Below are 18218 nucleotides of genomic sequence, written 5' to 3'. Positions count from 1 at the left end.
CCGGTGATTAGAGAGCACCGTTGGGAAGAAAGCGATTCTCCGAATTGGCTTTGATCCACAGTAGCAGCTCTTTTGAGGGCGGCTGCTTGCGCTGGCGCAGCAGTTTTACCAGCCACACCACCGGCGATTCGGCGCCGGCTTCCCAGCCGGGCAGCTGAGCTTCGGCAACCGTGAAGAAGCGAACCAATTCGATGATCTGGTCAGTGTCCAGAGTCTCCCCGATTTCAAACCAATGGGCTTTGCCCAGCGTCATCAGTGGTGCTTGCTGCACGATCAGCTCACGGTCGAGCTGATCGGCAAGCTGGTCCAGCTGTTGTTGACGGCTGAGGTCGGCAAACCGATCCAGTATGCTTTCATCCACTTCGAAACTTTGCGCCTGAGCGGCGGCGTTGGGATCCCAATCACCCACAGTCATAGCTGATTCCTGTCTTTGATAGTGGCGCTGATTATACGCCTGCTGCCAGGAAAAAACCGTGGGATTTCGCCCTGGATTAAGGTAGCCTGTATAAACAGCCAGTAGTCATGCTATTTGTTATTCCGTGAGCCGCAAGATCATCCACATAGATGCCGATTGCTTTTATGCCGCCATCGAAATGCGGGATGACCCATCGCTGCGTAATCGTCCGCTGGCGGTGGGTGGGGATCCGGGCAAGCGCGGCGTTATTTCCACCTGTAACTACGAAGCCCGGGAATTTGGAGTGCGATCGGCAATGGCGTCCGCCCATGCCAAACGACTGTGTCCGGATCTGCTGATTATTCCCGGCAACATGGATAAGTACCGCAAGGCTTCTCAGGCCATGCGGGAGATCTTTTTTGATTACACCGATCTGGTGGAACCTTTATCCCTGGACGAGGCCTTTCTCGATGTGTCCGACTGCCAGCGTTGCCATGGCAGCGCCACTCTGATTGCCACTGAGATTCGCCAGCGTATCAAAGAAACCTTGAATATCACTGTTTCTGCAGGAGTGGCACCCAATAAGTTTCTGGCGAAGGTGTCCAGTGATTGGCAAAAGCCTGATGGCCTGACGGTGGTGGCACCGGATCAGGTGGATGATTTTGTGAAGCAGTTACCGGTGGAGCGTATCTTTGGTGTGGGTAAGGTGACGGCGGAAAAGATGCACCGGCGGGGCATTAGACGGTGTGGCGATCTGCGTCAATACTCGGTATTCGAGTTAAGCGAATGGTTTGGCAGTTTTGGGCCCCGACTGCATGAGCTCAGCCGTGGCCGGGATGAGCGCCAGGTGAAGCCCAGTCGGCGTCGCAAGTCGCTCAGTGTGGAGCACACCTACTCGCAGGATTTGCCGGATGCGAAAGCCTGCCTGCGCCAGCTGCCGGAGTTGTTTTTACAGTTGCGTGGTCGCCTTAAGCGCATTGACGACGGCTATCGGGTGGTTAAGGCATTTGTAAAGGTTAAGTTTGAGGATTTTTCGACCACCACATTGGAGCGGGTTGGCACCGGCGCACAATTACCGGATTACCAGCAGTTGATGACAGAGGCATACGAGCGCGGCGGGCGGCCGGTCAGGTTGTTGGGTATCGGCGTTCGGCTGGTTGATCTGCGGGAATCCAGTGAGGCGGTTCAACTGGATTTTTTTGAGCCGGAGATCTCGGGTTCCGACGAAGGGGATATCCTGTCTGATGAGCAAAATCTGTAAAAATTCTGCCCATAATTAACCTCTGATTGGGGTTGCAAAAAACAATTCTTTCTCTCTCTTTCTGTCTGGACTATGACCGCCATAAGATTGCTTTGCTGTCAATTCTAGTCATTTTTTTTATCCCCACTATAATCGCGCGCCCGGGCGGATTTCCATTCGGGAAAAGCTCATTTTTTCAGGCGCAGCGTTAAGGAGAGGTAAGGCTGGGTGATTGTTTTTACCGCCACCAATGTTCAAACCCAGGATGTATTTGTCGGCACAGCACGAGACAGTGTCGAGGAGGAGTGGGCAAGTCTTTTGTCCCAGGCAGATGGCGGCGCAGAAGGCCGCTTTTTTGATCAGCTGCGGGAAGTGCGCAGCGATGGCTTCAGGGTGGAAACCTGGGCCTACAGTGATAATCCGGCGGAGGCGAGGGCGTCTCTGCGGGAGGCGCGCGAGGATCTTGGCGCGGAGCAAATTCGAATCAGTCGGCAGAAGCCGGCTGGAAGCAGCACCAGCAAGATTCGCAGCGCCAGTATGAAGGCGCTGATGTCTGAGTTCGAGGAGGCTATGCAAGGCGATAGCGGTCCTGTGGATGAGGATGAGGCTTTCGAGGGTATCGGCGAGCGCTCGTCGTCGAAGTCTGCGGAGTCTGAGCGGGAGACCGCCAAGGATTCAGGAGCGGCTGGAATAGTGCATGCGGAGACGGATCAGACCTCCGCAAGGGTTCAACAGCCGTCAACTGTCGTGCAAAGGGAGACTGTGAATTCGGAGACGTCGGTACTTCGTCATAGCGCCGACAGTGATGAGCAGGCTCAGATGAATGCGTTGATGGCGCGGATTCAGATGCGTCGTCGTGGTCTGTCTGGAAGCAGTAAATCCAAACCGGCCAAAACAAAGATCTCAGCCCAGACACCTGCGGCTGTTGAGACCAAAGCGAAGATCGCCTCCGGTCGTACGGGTTCCAGCGCCAAGGAGAAGCGTATCCGCGAGGCGATTGAAGCTGAGCGTGAGCGTCGTGAAAGTCTCCGGCAGGTAAAGGGGCGCGATGAGCAGGCGGAGATGAATGCGGTGATGGCGCGCATTGAGATGCGACGTATCGCGCAGAAGAAGGCGACGTCAGTCAAGTCCAAGGAGGCGGCCAAGGCGCGCAAGGCGGCGGAGGCGAGGGCAGCTCGAAAGCAGGCAGCTCAAGAGGCTGAGGCTAAGAAGGCAGCTCAGGAGGCAGCAAAACAGGACAGCGCGAAGCAGGAAGCTGGCAGGGCATCTGCGGCGGTTGCCGTTGCAGAGCAATCGTTGGTTGAGTCTTCCGCGGGCAGTGGAGCGGCTGGCGACTCTGTTTCCACATCGAGCGGGACGGCTGTGCCACCTGAACCCATTGGATCGACCACGGGAGAGTTGGCGAAGGCGAAGCGGGTGAGTCGGGAAGTAGAGGCCGCCAGCGCAGAGGTGAGTTCGCCTGAGGGGGCATTGCGCCATCAGACCCGCAGTCGTCAGCAGCAGGTACAGATACGGGAGCTTGTTGCTGAGATTGAAGGGAGGCGCCTGGCTCAGAAGGCTGAGCGCGATGCCCGGACTGAGGCGGATCGTAAGCGGCGTGAGGCTCGGGCTCGTCGTCAGGCCGCTCGCCAGGAGGTGGCGGAGGCTGATGCAGTGGATGCCGGGTCTCCTGCGGTGGAAGTGGCGCCTCATCCCAAGTCTTCCGGTCCCAAGGTGCAGGCGGATGTGCGGGTGCCGACACGGCTTGCCAGCGGCCGCACAGGATCGGCGGCGAAGGAGCGGCGGATTCGGGAGGCAATTGAGCAGGAGAAGGCGATGCGGGAGGCGAATTTGAACAGTCGCCGGGCTGCGGAGGCCGATGAGATGGCGGCGATTTTGTCGCGTCTGGATGCTCGTGGGAAAGAGGCTGAGCGGATTAAGCGGCGTCGTTGAGTTCCTATGGGCTCGGGTTTTGGTGCCTCAAGCGGCGTCGTTGAGTTTTTATGGACTCGGGGTTTGGTGCCTTAATCGGCGGCTGGGGGTTCCGCTTTCCGAGCGGTCGGGCGGCCGTCCCGGCTGCCCTCAGTCACCAAAAAGCCCGGCAAAAAACGCCGGTCTTTTTGGCTCTTTCGGCGCCCTCTTTGATGCTCGGAAAACGAAACCCCCAGCCACCTTGGTTCTGTAGTGCTCGGAGTCGGGTGCCTCTTCCTTTTAGGGGTTTCTTTTGGGGTTTCTTGCCTCATGGGAAAGGCTGGATTTCTGTGTAGGGGTACTCTCCTTTACTTCGCAACTCCCTATGTTTGTAACGACTTCATCGATGTAGGTTGGATTAGGCGAAGCCGTAATCCGACGTTCCGTCGAAGGCTGATATCGGGCAATCTATTGAATACATTATGTCTGGTTGGCCGCCAACGGCTCGCCCTCGAACGAGACTCCTTCCCAGCCGGTGGTCATAAAGTTGCGAATATTCTGGTGGTCGTTGCCTTCGGGGTTCTGGAGCACGTCTTCGCGGTAGTATTTGCCGAAACAGGCCAGCGTAGCCTCGGGGCTCAGTTGTTGGAGTTTGGCGAAGGCCAGCAGTTTGCAGGAGCCCTGGTTCTGATCGGGGGCATTTTGCAGGTCGCCGTTGCTAAAGGCGGTGGGGGTGAATTGGTAGTTGGCGGCGATGACGGCCATGGTGTCTTCGAACTGGACGCTCTCGGGTGTGTTTCGTAATGTGGCCAAAAAGTCGTCAATTTTCATGGATTTGTTACCTTGGGTTACAGTTTGTGGTGGCGAATGCTACCGCCACCGGGGATTTTGGCGGCAAGCTTAACAAAGTGTGTAGAGGTTGTCTGAAGGTTAGTTTCTTGAGGAATTAGCTGTTAAGATGGCGACCCTGAGTGATGAGGCAATCTCAACCACTGTGCTTCAGTCAGGTCTCCAACAGAGGGGCCGCCTGTTGTGCGAGTTAATAACGAAGGGACAGGCCAGGTGTGATGGCCGTGCTGAAAAGAGGTAGTTAGATAGTGAGACGTAGAAAGGGCCGCGGAGCCGAAGAGGATAGCAGCGATATCGACCTGACGCCGATGCTGGACGTGGTGTTCATCATGTTGATTTTCTTTATCGTGACGGCGTCCTTTGTTAAGGAATCCAGTATCGATGTGAACATTCCTGAGAGTCAGGAAAACCCACCACCTCCCTCGGAAGATAATGCGGCTATCCTGGTCACAGTGACCGCTAACGATGAGATCTGGATGGAAGAGCGTCGCGTGGATGTGCGCGCGGTACGGGCGAATATTGAGCGTCTGCACGCCGAGAACCCCAAGGCGCCTGTGGTTGTCAAGGCCGATGCCAACTCCACCTCGAAGGTGTTTGTTGCCATTGCCGATGCCGCTCGTGAAGCGAACGTCTATAACGTATCCCTGGTGCCGCCTGAGTCCTGATTTCAGACGTAGCCCGGATGCGATAAAAAAGCCACCTTTCGGTGGCTTTTTTTTATCTTGAGGTTGGTCAGCGGGCGGCCGTATTGCGATCGCAGCTGATACGTTCGTGCATAAAGTCTTGCATCAGGCGCTTGAAGTCCGAACCCCGGAAGTGAATCAGGTGTTCGTGATCTCCGGCTTCCAGCCAGACTTCGTTGCCTTGTGCGAGACCGTCGTCCCAGATGACATTGATGCCGTAGGCCTGGCCCAGGCAGGGTATGGCGCCTCGCTCACAGTCAAAGAAGATGTCTTCCAGTTCTTCTTCATCGGCGAGTTCGAGTCGGCGGTCCATGATTTGGTTTAGGGTGTGTCTCAGCACCCGGTGACTGGCGGGCAGTACCGCCATGGTGTAGTGCAGGTCTTCATCACGAAACACAACCCCCTTGACCAGCCGTTCAGCCGGGACGCGGGCGCAGAGCGCGGTGTTGTAAGAGCCTTCACTGTATTTGTGTTCGAGAATATCGTAGTCAACCGCTTTGGTGTTGAGATAATTCTCCAGCGTGATCGCAACGCCCATAACCTACCTCCAGTGCAGTATGCAATCGTCGCGGCCACGCTGTCGCTCTGGTGGGATCAGCCTATTGGAAGAGCCCCCACCAAAGAGCTGGCGCCGACTTTGACGACGCTTGAATGGTACTCTCACGAATAAGTATAAGCACAATTCTGGAAATTCGCGCAGTCGAGGGGGCGGCTGTTGTGTCGATCAGTCGAAAATCAGCCTCGGACCGGGAAAGCCGTTAAAACTGACGGCGCAGGCGTTACTGTAGGCGCCCATATTGGGGATTTCGATCAGGTCGCCAGCACGGCTGTCAGCAGGCAGTTGGTAATTGGGACTGAAGTGGTCGATGGAGTCACAGGTTGGCCCTGCGATGACCCAGTCGCAAAGATCGCCGCACCTGGAGCTCCGAGGGGTAAAGCCGAAGTCGGTGGTCATTTCGATCAGACCATTATAGTAACCGCAATCCAGGAAAGCCCAGGGGCGTCCCTGCCGCAGAGTGGTATTGATGATCTGGCAGCGAATGGTGCCGGCGGGAGCCACCAGGAAACGACCTGGTTCGGCCACGATTTCCAGGCCTTGGGGCAATGTTTCCAGGGCTGACAGGATGGCGGTGCCGATGGCGTTGATGGAGGGCACGTGGGCGGAGGTTTGGCACGGGAATCCACCTCCCAGGTTCAGTAGAGCGGGTTTGAGTCCGAGTTCTTGCATTCTTGACAGCAGTTCCCGGCTGCGCTCGATGGCGCGCACCCACGCCTGCGGGTCGAGGCACTGTGACCCCACATGGAAGGTGACGCCCTGGACTTGCAGTCCGTTTTCAGCGGCGTATTTCAGGATGGCTTCGGCGTCGTCAGGGCCGGCGCCAAATTTGTGGCTCAGGGGCCAGACGGCACCTTTGCCATCAGTGCTGATGCGCAGTTCAAAGCGGCCTTCGGGGGCATGCTGTTGGAGGCTCTGCAGTTCTTCCAGGCAATCGAAGGCGTACCACTCGATTCCGTAACTAACGGCCTGTTGGATGCTGCGGGGCGTTTTGATGGGGTTACTGAAGATGATGCGTTTGCCGCAGATGCCCAGTTGTTGCATCAGTGCCAGTTCACCTTCCGAGGCGATTTCAAAATCCACACCTTGGGCGTCCAGGTGAGCCAACAGCTCGGGGGCCGGATTGGCTTTGACGGCAAAGTGGGGGCGAATGCCGGGCAGCGCCTTGCGAAAAGCTTGTACCTGATGAGTCAGACTGTCGGTGCTGATGTGCAGTTCGGGTCCGCAGTAATCTTGGTGCTGGACGGGTTGCAGGTTCTCTGGGGATTTGGCGGGCATATTCACGACAATGGTCTCTTGGAAGTTCATGTTATTGCCGATAGGTTAGGAGGTTGGCTATACACTTGGTATATTCATACTTTATAAAGTTGATGTCATAATTATATAAAATGGCAAATCAATTATAGAAAGTGATCAATTATGCAGAATCTCAGCGAATTCGATCAAAAGCTGCTGCGGTTGCTGACAGAAGATGCCCGTGTCAGTGTTGCCGATCTGGCCAGAGCCCTGGGGGCCAGCCGTTTGACGGTGCAGAGTCATATGCAGCGGCTGGAGCAGCAAAAGGTGATTCAGGGTTATACCGTGCGGTTACACGGGGATTACACCGAGCGGCAGATCGGTGCACATATGCTGATCGCCACCGATCAGAAGATGATTGGACCGGTAGTAAGGGCATTGGAGAAGATCGACGAGATTCGAACGCTCCATTCCATCAGTGGGGAATATGATCTGGTTGCCGAGTTGCGGGCCAACAGCACCCGCGAACTGGACCAGGCGATGGATCGTATTACCCAGATTAAAGGGGTCAATCGTGGCCACAGTTCAGTGTTGCTGTCGCAGAAGTTCTCCCGCTGATATTCAGCAAAAAACCGCCCTTCAAATTGGGCAGGTCATTTCACCCAGGCGGCGCGTAAGCTCCAGATTTTCGCGGTAATCTATCGGCAGCACCAACAGGCTCGGGCCGTCTTCATCCAAGGCTTGTCGCAACGCCGGGCTGAGCTCTTTGGCGCTGTCGATCTTGTGTCCGTGCCAGCCAAAAGCCTGAGCCAGGGCGACCCAATCGGGGTTGCCAAAAGCCAGGTCGGTCTGTCGGCCAAATTCGTTGTTTTGCTTCCAGCCGATCAATCCGTATCCACCGTCTTCCCACACCATTATGGTCAGTTTGCAGTTAAGCCGGCGTGCGGTTTCCATTTCCTGCATATTCATCAGAAAACCCCCGTCGCCACAGATGCCCAGAATACGCCTGTCCGGGTAAACCAGACTGGCGGCGATAGCGCCGGGCAGGGCGAATCCCATCGAACAAAAGCCGTTGGGAATCAGGCAGGTGTTGGGCTCGTGGCATTGATAGTGGCGCGCGATCCACATTTTGTGGGCGCCCACATCCGACAACAGGATGTCTTCAGGTGCCATCAATTGGCGCGCGTCCCAGAGCACCTTCTGGGGACGAATACTGCTTTCGGTATCGTCCTTGGCGTGTCTCTCTAATTCTTCGGTCATATCCCGTCTGACCGCAGCTTGCTGTTCCAGATCGAACTTGAGCCCATCGCTGGCATCTATCCGCTCGTTCAGCATCCACAGTGAATGGGCCAGATCGCCCACCACTTCGATCTCGGGGTGGTAGTGTTCGTCGATCTCCGCCGGCAGGAAGTCGATGTGCAGAACGTCTTTGGAGCGGCCTTCGTTCCAGAGCTTGGGATGGTATTCCACCATGTCGTAGCCCAGGGTGATGATCAGGTCGGCGGCATCCACCGCACAGGCGGGAATGTCTTTGGCGCCCAGGCCAATGGTGTAGAGGCAATAGGGGGCGTCCATGTCCACGCAGCCCTTGGCCATAAAGGTGCTGATAACGCCGATACCGGTTTTTTCACAGAGGATGCGCAATTGTTTGCTGGCCCGGCGGCGTATACAGCCGTTGCCGGCGATGATCAGTGGACGTTTGGCTGCGCCAATCCGTTCGAAGGCCATGTCCATAATTTTGTCGGCCGGCACTGCACGACGGAACTTGCGGACCGGCAAAGGTGATTTGTCACAGGGCAGTTTGGCGATATCCTCCGGCAGTTCGATATGCACGGCGCCCGGCTTTTCGGTACGCGCCAGGCGCACGGCCTTGCGCACAATCTCGGGAATGTTTTCCGGGTGCCAGACGGTGGTTGCCCATTTCGTCACCGGCTTAAACATATCCACGACATCCATCACCTGGTGGGATTCCTTGTGCAGTCGGGTGGATGCCCCCTGCCCGGTCAGGACGAGCATGGGCGCGCGGTCCATATTGGAGTCCGCCACGCCGGTAATCAAATTGGTGGCACCGGGACCGAGGGTGCCAAGGCAGCCGGCGGGGTTGCCGGTCAGGCGGCCGTAGATCTCAGCCATAAACGCCGCACCCTGTTCATGCCGTGTCAATACAAAACGAATCGACTCTGACTGCTCCAGCGACATCATAAAGTCAGCGTTTTCCTCACCGGGAACACCAAAGATATATTCGATGCCTTCTTCTTCCAGGCATTTCACCATCAGGTCTGATGCTTTCATCGCGCTGCCTCATTTGCAGGTGGGGGAACAGGGTTTGTTGGTTTGTGGCTTTCAGCTTAGTTCATAAATGGACGCATCGACGGGAATCACCTAAAGTGACACGCCAGAGGTATAGGCAAGGAAGAGGTCAATATGGCGATTCGCTCTCAGCGTCTGAAGCGGTTTCTCAAATATCAGGGTTGGGCAGTGCTGTGTCTGGTGCTGGTGTTTCTGCTGGCGTTGTCGCTGGCTCCGCTCGCGGGTCGATTTCTGCTGCTGGACTGGTTTCGATCTCAGGGTATTGCGGCGCAATTGGAGCATGTTTCCCTCTCGCCCGGTGCCGGTGTCTTTACCCTCGGCGGGCTCAGTACCCGAGATGGGCAGGGGCGCAAACTGGATCTGGACGAACTCAAAGTCAATATAGCCATAGCGCCTCTATGGAAACGCCAGTTGATCATTGAGAGCCTCAGTGTCAAGGGACTGTACCTGGATGTGCAACGCCACGATGGCCGTTTACGAATTGGTGGCATTGATCCCCAAGCGCAAGCCGATTCCACTACCCCGCCTCAACCTCAAGAGGACTCCAATGCGTTGGCCGAATGGCGTGTGGAGATCCGAAATCTGGAGCTGGAACACTGGGCCCTCTGTGCGTTAGTCAATGAGAGTGGTAAAGACCGCAGCCATTTGTGTGCAGGCTTTGAAGGTTTGAAGCTTGAACAAGGATTGCAGGTGCTGGGGCTGTCGCCCCTGCAGTTAAAAATCCCCGGCGTTGCACTTTCCGGCTGGGAAGTCACAGATAAATTGCAGGATCAGGGGCTGCTTAAGTTCAAGGAGTTGCAGTTTAAAGATCTGCAGATGGGACCAGACAGACTGGAGTTGCAAAGCTTTGGTCTGACAGGGTTCGGTCTGCTTGAGCGCAGCGAGACGGCGTACTTATCGGCGCAATTTCCTTTTGCCGGGCAGCTGCAGTCGATCAGTCTGGATCGCGCTGCCATGAATATGGGGCAAAGCCTGACATTGGGCAACCTGACACTGCAGCGGCTGCAGCTAGCCGGTCATCGGGATAGTAGTGAGGCCTTACCCGCGCTGAAGGCGATTGAAGGATTGCAGCAACAATTGGCACTGTGGCAGGACAATACTCAATCGAACACGACCGCTGCCGAGAAAACGGAGGCTGGGGATGGGGATAAAGAGCCCGGCACCTTGAGGTTGCAGCTGCAATCTGCACAAATCGGCGGTGCTTCTGAAGTGGTGTGGCTGGACGAGGGATTGGAGCCTGCGCAACAGCAGCGTCTTGGCAATATTGCCATACAGGTGGGTTCTCTGGATTCGGAGCAGGCTGAGATGCCGACGCCGGTGAGCCTGGACACGCAAATCAATGAAGCGGGACGCTTCTTCTTGCAGGGAGAGCTGTGGCCATTCAAGCAACAGCTCAATCTGGTACTGGAAGGAGGACTCGAAGCCTTGGATGTGTTGCCCTTTTCGCCCTATGTGGAACAGGCAAGTGGCTTCCAGATTGAGCGAGGTCAGGTCGCTTCACATAGCAAAATCGCGGTTGCCGACAATATTTTGGATGTCAAAACCAACATCAAGCTGAGCAAATTTTACCTGCAGGCGCCGCCCGAAAAGCCGGTTGTGAACGAGGCGAAACAACCGCAAGAGGAATCCGCTGCTGAAGATATTCCTGTTGGCTTGGCGTTGAACCTGCTGCGCGACAGCGATGACAATATCGAATTGGAGTTGCCTATAAAAGGGAATGTGGATGCTCCAGACTTTTCCCTGCGGGACCTTTACGCCACGGTGGCTCGCAAGGCCCTGACCACCGCGGTAATCAATTACTACACGCCCTATGGACTGGTGGATATCGCCGGAGCCGTGGTGAAGTCGGCTACCAAGTTGCGGTTCGACCCCCTGTATTTTCAGGCCGGTTCAACCCGCTCCGATGGCAGCCACAACGAACGCCTGTCGCAGCTGGCCAGTCTCTTGGCGGCCAAGCCTCAGATCAGTCTGAGCTTTTGTCCAGAGCTCACCGCAGCGGATGCGCTGTCGGTCAGTGGTTTGGCATCTGCGCCTGAAAAAGACTGGAAATTGACAGAGCAGCAGCATCAACAGCTGCTGGAACTGGGTAGACAGCGCAGCGTGTCAATCCAGCGTTCGCTGCTGGATGCCGGTGCAGGGGCGGGTCAGTTGATTCTGTGCCAGCCGCAGTTGGCACTAAACAGCAGCGCCAAGCCCAATGTAGCGATCAGTCTTTAGTGTCGTGAATCCGAAACTAGTGGCCGCCGGATAAAGTCTTAATCAATGTACTCGACGGCTTTGACCACCTTCTGTACCCCACCGATGGTGCTGACATGCTCTGCGGCGCGTGAGGCTTCCATCTGAGACAATAAGCCGAGCAGGTATACCACCCCGTCTTCCGTGACCACTTTGATGCGACTGCTATCGATATCTTTATTGCCGAGCAGAGAGGATTTGACTTTAGTGGTCAGCCAGGAGTCGTTGGTACGTGACAAAAAGGACGTCTTGCCCTGTACCTGAATTTCATTAAACACCTGGCGCACACCGTGGATTCTGGTCACCGTTGCGCCGGCAAGTTCGCGCAGGCGGTTGTCCGCCACTTGACCGGTGATCAGGACGATGCCATTAAAGGCCACCGCACTGATGTTGGCACTATCCAGCGAAGGATCGGCTTTACCGATATTGACCTCCGCCACAGTTTGCAGCTGCTGGTCATCGATTATGGTACCCAGGGTGCGTTTGCCCGGATTGATATCGATGGGTTTGTCGGTGGTGGCGTCGATCAGGCTGGTGCAGCCGGCCAGGGCCAGAATCGCGAGTGCGGCGAAGCCACGTTTGGCAAGAGTCATCATTCTTCAACTCCAAACAGTTGTTGGTCGATCAGGTCGCAAAGACAAAACAGGCTTAACAGGTGAATTTCGTAAATGCGGGTGCGGGAAGAGACCGGTACCCGCAATTCCAGGTCGTTCATATCCAATACAGAGGCGACATTACCGCCATCGCGGCCGGAAAAGGCGATCACGTTCATCTCCCGCTCGTGGGCGGCAGCCACCGCCTGCACCAAGTTGCTGGGATTGCCGCTGGTGGTCAGCAACAGCAGGCAGTCCCCAGGTTGTCCCAGGGCTCGAACCTGCTTGGCAAAGATCTCATTAAAGCTGTAATCGTTGGCGATGGAAGTTTGAGTCGTGAAGTCTGTTCCCAGAGTCAGTGCCGGCAAGCTGGGGCGCTCACGTTCAAAGCGATTGCAGAGGTTGGCGCTCATCACCTGAGCGTTGGCGGCGGAGATGCCATTGCCCGCAGTCAGGATTTTGCCTTCATTGAGCAGGCAGTGGACGATAATTTCGCTGGCCTCGCACAACAGTGGTGCCAGGTATTCGCCGGCCTGCATCTTGGCCTCAATGCTCTCATGAAACAGGGTAATAATGTGCTGTTCCATGGTCTCATGGGGGTCTTGTGAATGGGGAGGTATGGGTTCCATAGAGGAGTGCTCGTACATGTCTGAGACTCAGTAAATTCGGGTTATGTTTGCTTTGGTGGCCGCAGGCGCTTCAGGCATCAATGTTAAGCGCCAATGGCATCCTTGATCCACTCAAATCGGGATTCACCTTGTTCTTCGCTGGCGGCCATGACATCGAACCGGCAGGGAGGCGGATGATCCCCGTATTGTTGCTGCAAGTAGAATTGAGCACAACGGATCAACTTGCGCTGTTTGCGATAGTCCACAGTTTCGGCGGGGTGGCCGAAGTTCGGGTTGCTGCGGTAGCGCACTTCTACAAACACCAGGGTGTCGTTATCCATCATGATCAGGTCGATTTCCCCCACTTTGCTGCGAAAGTTGCGTTGTTGCAGTTTAAGACCGCGTGCAAGCAGGAACTGTTCCGCAGTTCGTTCTTTTTCCTGGCCCGCCAACAGGTGAGCCGGTAGGGATTGCTGATCCATCACGGGCGGCTACTGACGACCATTGGCATGGCGCTGGCGCGGCCGTTTCGCATCTGAGCCCAGATTTGCTGCCGTTCTATGCGCCTGTCCATGGTCATGCTCAGTGAACCTGTTACGCCATAGAGACGGGTCTCGGCTGATTGTTGCAGTTGTTTGAGGCGGGGATAGAGCTGAAAGCTGTCCACTCCAAGCGCATACAGGCGCTGGTACGATGGCGCCGGATTGGCTGCTGCATTGATACTGCGTTTTTCAGCGCTGTCCCGGTCAAAGAACCAGGGCAGCGTGGAGAAGCGGATATTATTGAGATCACGGTCTATCTTTTGATCAGAAGTGCCGCCGTAAATATGGCTGGTGGCATAAACCGGCAGTTTGCTGGCGTAGTGGAAATCCAGAGTCGGCTTGATCTGGCGCGCCTCATTGGGTCTGGCCACCAGAAAGATCATGTCCGCGTCCTGGCGGCGACGGGGTTCGAATTCCATGGGTTTATTGAGGATGGCCCGCAGATCCCGAGCCCGTTTCTGGCTCTGATCAATATGCATGGCAGATTTGATCACCTTGGAAAAATCCCCCTGCCCGGTGAACTGGTCTTCGCGCAGGATTGTGCCTCCCTGGGCCTCCCAGGCCTCGCGGAATGCCTCGGCGCTGCGAACTCCCCAGCCGGCGGCGGTGGTCAGAATCATGGCGTAGCGATGGCCTTCCACCCAGGCGCGACGGGCAATCTGGCGTGCTTCATCTTCGGCGGACAGGCCAAATTGAAACAGTTGTCGCGGCGGTTCCTTCGCTAATTGTTGTCCGCTCCCGGCCTGGGCATTGGCGTAGTTGACGGCCAGAGTCGGTACCGCAAGCTCGTCGAGCTGGCTCAGCTGCGTGACCCGGTCCTTGTCCAGGGGGCCGATAATCATGTCGGCTCCGTCTGCCACAGCCTGTTGATAGGTCTGGCGAATATCGCCGGAGGCGCTGTCGTAGAATTTCAGCTCTGGCACGCTGCTCTGCTTTTTCAGTGCCTGGTAATAGGCGGCGACAAAACCGTCCCTGACGGCCTTGCCCGCTTTGCTCAGGCGCCCTTGCTGCGGCAGCAATAAAGCGACCTGCTGTGGTCGTTCATCGATCAGTTGTTGCAGCAGTTGCAGATCTTTAGGCAGGCGCTGACTGGCGGGGTGCTCGGGCCAGCGCTGGCGCCACAGATTTACCTGAGTCTGCTGTTTTTCCAGGTTGGACTGATTATTCTTGCTGATCAGTGCCAGCTGGTACCAGCCCTTGAGCTCTGCATGCTTGCTGCGCTCAGCGCGGTACTGGAGCTCGGGCAGGGGCATGGTCATCAGTGTCCGCCACAGCACATCCTGGTTGGACAGCCCCAGTGTGGTTTCATCCAGCAGCGGCTGCAGCGCCAGGCGCTCCTTGATGCTGGCGTTGGTTTCACCCAGTAACATAAACAGGTCGGCGCGACGCTGTCGCAGCGTGATTTGCTGCTGCTCTGTCAGCAGTTGCCACTGTTGATCCAGGCGCGGGTTGGTTAGAATGCGCTGGGCCAGGAAGTAGGCGTCGTCGCCCAAAGCGATATCACTGAACAGCAAGGTGTAGTGGACAAAGCGTGAGTCGTCCAGCAGCGCCGGATCAACGGATGACAGTAGATTGCGAGCCCAGTGGCTTTCCTGGCGCTGATGCAGGTGGCTGGCGGCTTCCAGCAGCAGCTGTTCGCGCACCGGTGAACGGGCCAGCTGTGCGCGATTAAGCAGGCCATTAATGTCCACCTGCTCCTGTTGGGGCTGGGGTTCCGGTGTTATTGGGCCCTTTACGACGGGCGTGCTGCCACCGCAGCCGAACAAGGCCAATGCCAGAGCGGTCAGCCCCAGCCGTCGCCAATGTCGTATCTGTAAGCGGATGTCCATAGCGCGGTGTCCAAAATCAATTACATTAGCCAAGACTGAATTTCTGTTATGACACAGCCATCCACTCCGGGGAACGAACCCGCACTCTACGTGGTTGCCACCCCCATCGGCAATCTGGGCGATATGGTACCGCGAGCGGTTGAGGTTCTACAAACGGTAGACCTGATTGCCGCCGAAGATACCCGCCACAGTAGTCGTTTGATGGACCATTTCCAGATTCGTACGCCCCTGGTGGCCTACCACGATCATTCCGATGAGCGCCAGGTGCAGTCTTTAGTGGAGCGATTGCAACAGGGCCAGAACCTGGCGCTGATTTCGGACGCAGGCACACCTCTGGTCTCTGATCCCGGCTACCGCTTGGTGCGCAGCGCCCGACAGGCGGGGATAAGGGTCATACCAATACCGGGCGCCTGTGCACTGATTGCTGCGCTCAGTGCTTCTGGTCTGCCCTCTGACCGGTTTTCCTTTGAGGGTTTTCTGCCCCCCAAGACCGGCCAGCGCCTCAATCGACTGCAACCATTGGCTGCAGAGAGCCGAACACTGATTTTCTACGAGGCGCCTCATCGTATTGAGGATTGCCTCAAGGATATGGGTGCCACCTTTGGGGCTTCCCGAGAGGCGGTGCTGGCGCGGGAGATCAGCAAGACCTTTGAGACCATCCGCGGTGGTACTCTTGAGGAACTGCAGGCTTTTGTGGCGGCCGATCCCAACCAGCGCAAGGGCGAGATGGTGGTGATGGTGCGCGGGCAGGATAAGGCCGCAGAACAAACACTGGATGCCGAAGCGGCACGCATTATGACTATCTTGTTGGAATCACTCTCTGTAAAGCAGGCCAGTCAGATCGGGGCCGAGATCACCGGGTTGAAGAAGAAGGCGCTCTACCAGTGGGCCCTAGAGCAACAGGAACATAGGGGCTGATTCTTTTCGACAATTCGCTTGTGGCATCTGATCATTCCGATCAGGCACCGGGACGCGCATAGTACTGGTTTTAGGACATAGTACTGGTTTTAAAACACAGTACTCGCCTAATAGACAGTATCGTCCAAAACCTCAGTGCCCAGGGAGAACTTCAATGTCAAAAGCAATCGTCGCCGGCGTGGACATGGTCAAATTTGCCAAGCCAGGCCAGTCCGAACCCTATCGCGTCATGGCTTCCAAGGCCATTCTAGGCGCGGTGAAAGAGGCGGGCATCCAGCCCTCGGACATCGAGCAGGCGTTTGCCGGCTACGTCTACGGTGATTCCACCTGTGGCCAACATGCCCTGTATGATGCCTTCCAGACCGGCATTCCGGTGGTGAATGTCAATAACAACTGTTCCACCGGTTCCACGGCGCTGTTTCTGGCCCGCCAGGCGGTGGCCAGCGGGTCGGTCGAGTGTGCGTTGGCGTTTGGTTTTGAAGAAATGCAGCCCGGCGCACTGGGTTCCCACTGGGACGATCGTGAAGGGCCTTTCGATCGTTTTATGAATATCCTGGATGAAAAGGATTATCCTCAGGCGCCGCTGGCCCTGCGTTGTTTTGGTGCAGCCGGTCACTACTATATGGAAAAGTACGGAGCCACCTCTGACCTGTTCGCCAAGGTCTCCGTCAAAACCCGCAATCACGCGCTCAACAACCCTTATTCGCTGCTGAATACCCCCCTGACTGAGCAGGAAGTCCTGGACGCGCCAGTGGTATTTATGGATTACCTGACCCGCTTTATGTGCTGCCCTCCTACGTGTGGTGCCGGTGCTGCGGTTGTTGTCAGTGACGCTTTTGCCAAAAAACACGGTATCAGCAACGGGGTGGAGATTGTGGGTCAGGCGATGACCACCGATACCCCAGACAGTTGGGTGGACCCCATCAAGCTTGTCGGTGCGGATATGACTCACCGTGCGGCCCGCAAGGTCTATGACGAAGCCGGTATCGGCCCCGAGGATGTGCAGGTGGTGGAGTTGCACGACTGTTTTACCACCAACGAGGTCATCACCTACGAAGGACTGGGTCTTTGTGGTGAAGGTGAGGCCACTCGCTTTGTCGCCGATGGCGACAACACCTATGGCGGCAAGTTTGTGGTGAATCCGTCCGGTGGCCTGATGTCCAAGGGACACCCCCTGGGGGCAACCGGTCTGGCTCAGTGTTATGAGCTGGTCAATCAATTGCGCGGCACGGCGGAACAACGCCAGGTGGAAGGCGCCCGCATTGCACTGCAGCATAATCTGGGTCTGGGTGGCGCCGCTGTGGTGACCATGTACAAGGCTTCCTAAAGGCCAACCCGCACTACGTAAACAGAAATCTGCCCCCGCTTTTCAGCAACGGTTGTCCTTGTCGGACAAGCGCGGGGCTTTCTGCGCTCTGAATAATTGCCAGGAGAACCACATCATGCTTGATCGCAGTTTTATCGGCCATACCTTTGAACCTCATACGGTAGAGGTAGAAAAAGGCAAGCTGCGCTTTTTCGCCAAGGCCATCGGCGAAACGGACCCCATTTACTTCGAAGAATCTGCGGCTCGCGATGCCGGTTACCGCAATATTCCGGCGCCGCCATCTTATCCATTTTCCATTGATCTGGAGGCGCCCGAGTTTCTGCCATTCCTGCAGTTACTGGACATGGATATCGGTCGCATTCTGCACGGTGATCAGACTTTTGAGTACTTTGGCCAGATCTGTGCCGGCGACACCATTACTTGTCAGGCTTCCATCAAAGACATGTTTGACAAAAAGGGCGGAGCTCTGGAATTCGTCGTAATGGAAGTCACCTTTACCAATCAGGACGGTGAACTCGTGGTTCGTTCCACGCAGAGCATCGTTTATCGCAACTGAGTTGTCGGGAGAAGATTTATGTCAGAGATTAACACCGAAGTGAAAGTCGGTACCGAGATCCCGGCCCTGGAATTACCCCCGATTACCCGGACAACGCTGGCCCTGTTTGCCGGCGCCTCCGGCGATCACAACCCCATCCATATCGATATCGATTTTGCCAAACAGGCAGGTATGGATGATGTCTTTGCCCACGGCATGTTATCGATGGCCTACCTCGGTCGTATGCTGACCCGTTGGCAGCCCCAGTCAAAACTGCGCAAGTTCAGTAACCGCTTCGCGGCCATTACTAACCTGCAGGATGCGATTACCTGCAGTGGCAAGGTGGTTGAGTTGCTGGAGCAAGAGGGTGAAACCCTGGCGCGCTGCGAAATTCAAGCCGTCAAGGCTACCGGTGAAATCACTCTGGTGGGTGAAGCACTGGTTGCAGTGAACGCCTAAGCGAATCTGATGGG

The 18218-nt window shown here is 56.3% G+C and carries 18 protein-coding genes; 9 read left to right on the top strand and 9 right to left on the bottom strand.

Features of this window, described 5'->3' with window-relative positions:
* Nucleotides 1-7: 7 nt before the first annotated feature.
* Nucleotides 8-415, bottom strand: coding sequence for a hypothetical protein (locus tag HBA55_RS10900; protein ID WP_166990392.1), 408 nt, complete (start codon nucleotides 413-415; stop codon nucleotides 8-10).
* 124 nt (nucleotides 416-539) lie between these two features.
* On the opposite strand from HBA55_RS10900, the gene dinB reads away from it, so the two are divergent.
* Nucleotides 540-1655, top strand: coding sequence for a DNA polymerase IV (dinB, locus tag HBA55_RS10895; RefSeq protein WP_166990385.1), 1116 nt, complete (start codon nucleotides 540-542; stop codon nucleotides 1653-1655).
* Between the two features lie 207 nt (nucleotides 1656-1862).
* Nucleotides 1863-3566, top strand: a complete 1704-nt coding sequence (locus tag HBA55_RS10890; RefSeq protein WP_166990381.1) for a GIY-YIG nuclease family protein — start codon at nucleotides 1863-1865, stop codon at nucleotides 3564-3566.
* A 438-nt stretch (nucleotides 3567-4004) separates the two neighbouring features.
* On the opposite strand, the gene HBA55_RS10885 is transcribed toward HBA55_RS10890, so the two are convergent.
* Entirely contained in the window at nucleotides 4005-4355 is a 351-nt protein-coding gene (locus tag HBA55_RS10885) for a HopJ type III effector protein (protein WP_166990378.1), read from the bottom strand.
* A gap of 266 nt (nucleotides 4356-4621) precedes the next feature.
* Between HBA55_RS10885 and HBA55_RS10880 the strand changes: the two genes are divergently transcribed.
* Nucleotides 4622-5038, top strand: a complete 417-nt coding sequence (locus HBA55_RS10880) for a biopolymer transporter ExbD (RefSeq protein WP_166990375.1) — start codon at nucleotides 4622-4624, stop codon at nucleotides 5036-5038.
* Nucleotides 5039-5105: 67 nt separating this feature from the next.
* On the opposite strand, the gene HBA55_RS10875 is transcribed toward HBA55_RS10880, so the two are convergent.
* Together HBA55_RS10875 and HBA55_RS10870 are read right to left on the bottom strand one after the other, a co-directional pair.
* Entirely contained in the window at nucleotides 5106-5594 is a 489-nt protein-coding gene (locus HBA55_RS10875) for an aminoacyl-tRNA deacylase (protein WP_166990372.1), read from the bottom strand.
* 186 nt (nucleotides 5595-5780) lie between these two features.
* Nucleotides 5781-6920: a type III PLP-dependent enzyme gene (locus HBA55_RS10870; RefSeq protein ID WP_166990369.1), complete on the bottom strand. Its 1140-nt coding sequence runs from the start codon at nucleotides 6918-6920 to the stop codon at nucleotides 5781-5783.
* Nucleotides 6921-7031: 111 nt separating this feature from the next.
* On the opposite strand from HBA55_RS10870, the gene HBA55_RS10865 reads away from it, so the two are divergent.
* Complete coding sequence (locus tag HBA55_RS10865) at nucleotides 7032-7466, top strand: Lrp/AsnC family transcriptional regulator (RefSeq protein WP_166990366.1); 435 nt, start codon at nucleotides 7032-7034, stop codon at nucleotides 7464-7466.
* A 21-nt stretch (nucleotides 7467-7487) separates the two neighbouring features.
* Here the strand turns inward: HBA55_RS10865 and HBA55_RS10860 are convergent, their stop codons facing one another.
* Entirely contained in the window at nucleotides 7488-9140 is a 1653-nt protein-coding gene (locus tag HBA55_RS10860) for an acetolactate synthase large subunit (RefSeq protein ID WP_166990363.1), read from the bottom strand.
* Nucleotides 9141-9272: 132 nt separating this feature from the next.
* Here HBA55_RS10860 and HBA55_RS10855 point away from each other — a divergent pair, with 132 nt between their 5' ends.
* Nucleotides 9273-11375: a DUF748 domain-containing protein gene (locus HBA55_RS10855; RefSeq protein ID WP_166990359.1), complete on the top strand. Its 2103-nt coding sequence runs from the start codon at nucleotides 9273-9275 to the stop codon at nucleotides 11373-11375.
* A 38-nt stretch (nucleotides 11376-11413) separates the two neighbouring features.
* Here HBA55_RS10855 and HBA55_RS10850 read toward each other — a convergent pair whose 3' ends face one another.
* The 4 genes from HBA55_RS10850 to HBA55_RS10835 form a co-directional block, all read right to left on the bottom strand.
* Nucleotides 11414-11989, bottom strand: a complete 576-nt coding sequence (locus tag HBA55_RS10850; protein ID WP_166990356.1) for a BON domain-containing protein — start codon at nucleotides 11987-11989, stop codon at nucleotides 11414-11416.
* Entirely contained in the window at nucleotides 11986-12573 is a 588-nt protein-coding gene (locus HBA55_RS10845) for an SIS domain-containing protein (protein ID WP_166990994.1), read from the bottom strand. The genes HBA55_RS10850 and HBA55_RS10845 overlap by 4 nt, the downstream gene beginning before the upstream one ends.
* A gap of 125 nt (nucleotides 12574-12698) precedes the next feature.
* The gene (locus tag HBA55_RS10840; RefSeq protein WP_166990352.1) at nucleotides 12699-13076 is read right to left on the bottom strand and encodes a YraN family protein; all 378 of its coding nucleotides are present in this window, start codon (nucleotides 13074-13076) and stop codon (nucleotides 12699-12701) included.
* A complete protein-coding gene (locus HBA55_RS10835; RefSeq protein ID WP_166990349.1) occupies nucleotides 13076-14965 on the bottom strand; it encodes a penicillin-binding protein activator in 1890 nt (629 codons plus the stop codon). Before HBA55_RS10835 ends, HBA55_RS10840 begins: the two co-directional genes overlap by 1 nt.
* Before the next feature lie 48 nt (nucleotides 14966-15013).
* On the opposite strand from HBA55_RS10835, the gene rsmI reads away from it, so the two are divergent.
* From rsmI to HBA55_RS10815, 4 genes are all read left to right on the top strand, one after another.
* The gene (gene rsmI / locus HBA55_RS10830) at nucleotides 15014-15883 is read left to right on the top strand and encodes a 16S rRNA (cytidine(1402)-2'-O)-methyltransferase (protein ID WP_166990345.1); all 870 of its coding nucleotides are present in this window, start codon (nucleotides 15014-15016) and stop codon (nucleotides 15881-15883) included.
* A gap of 154 nt (nucleotides 15884-16037) precedes the next feature.
* Nucleotides 16038-17210, top strand: a complete 1173-nt coding sequence (locus HBA55_RS10825) for a lipid-transfer protein (protein WP_166990343.1) — start codon at nucleotides 16038-16040, stop codon at nucleotides 17208-17210.
* Between the two features lie 115 nt (nucleotides 17211-17325).
* Entirely contained in the window at nucleotides 17326-17766 is a 441-nt protein-coding gene (locus tag HBA55_RS10820; protein WP_166990340.1) for a MaoC family dehydratase N-terminal domain-containing protein, read from the top strand.
* Nucleotides 17767-17784: 18 nt separating this feature from the next.
* Nucleotides 17785-18204 carry a MaoC family dehydratase gene (locus HBA55_RS10815; RefSeq protein WP_166990338.1) on the top strand — a complete coding sequence of 140 codons (420 nt, stop codon included), beginning with the start codon at nucleotides 17785-17787 and terminating at the stop codon, nucleotides 18202-18204.
* Nucleotides 18205-18218 lie beyond the last annotated feature (14 nt).

Source organism: Pseudomaricurvus alkylphenolicus (assembly GCF_011683955.1).
In the GTDB taxonomy this organism is placed as follows: Bacteria; Pseudomonadota; Gammaproteobacteria; order Pseudomonadales; family Cellvibrionaceae; genus Pseudomaricurvus; species Pseudomaricurvus alkylphenolicus.
The sequence above is the reverse complement of the archived record's forward strand: the minus strand, read 5'-3'. Positions and strand labels throughout refer to the sequence as shown.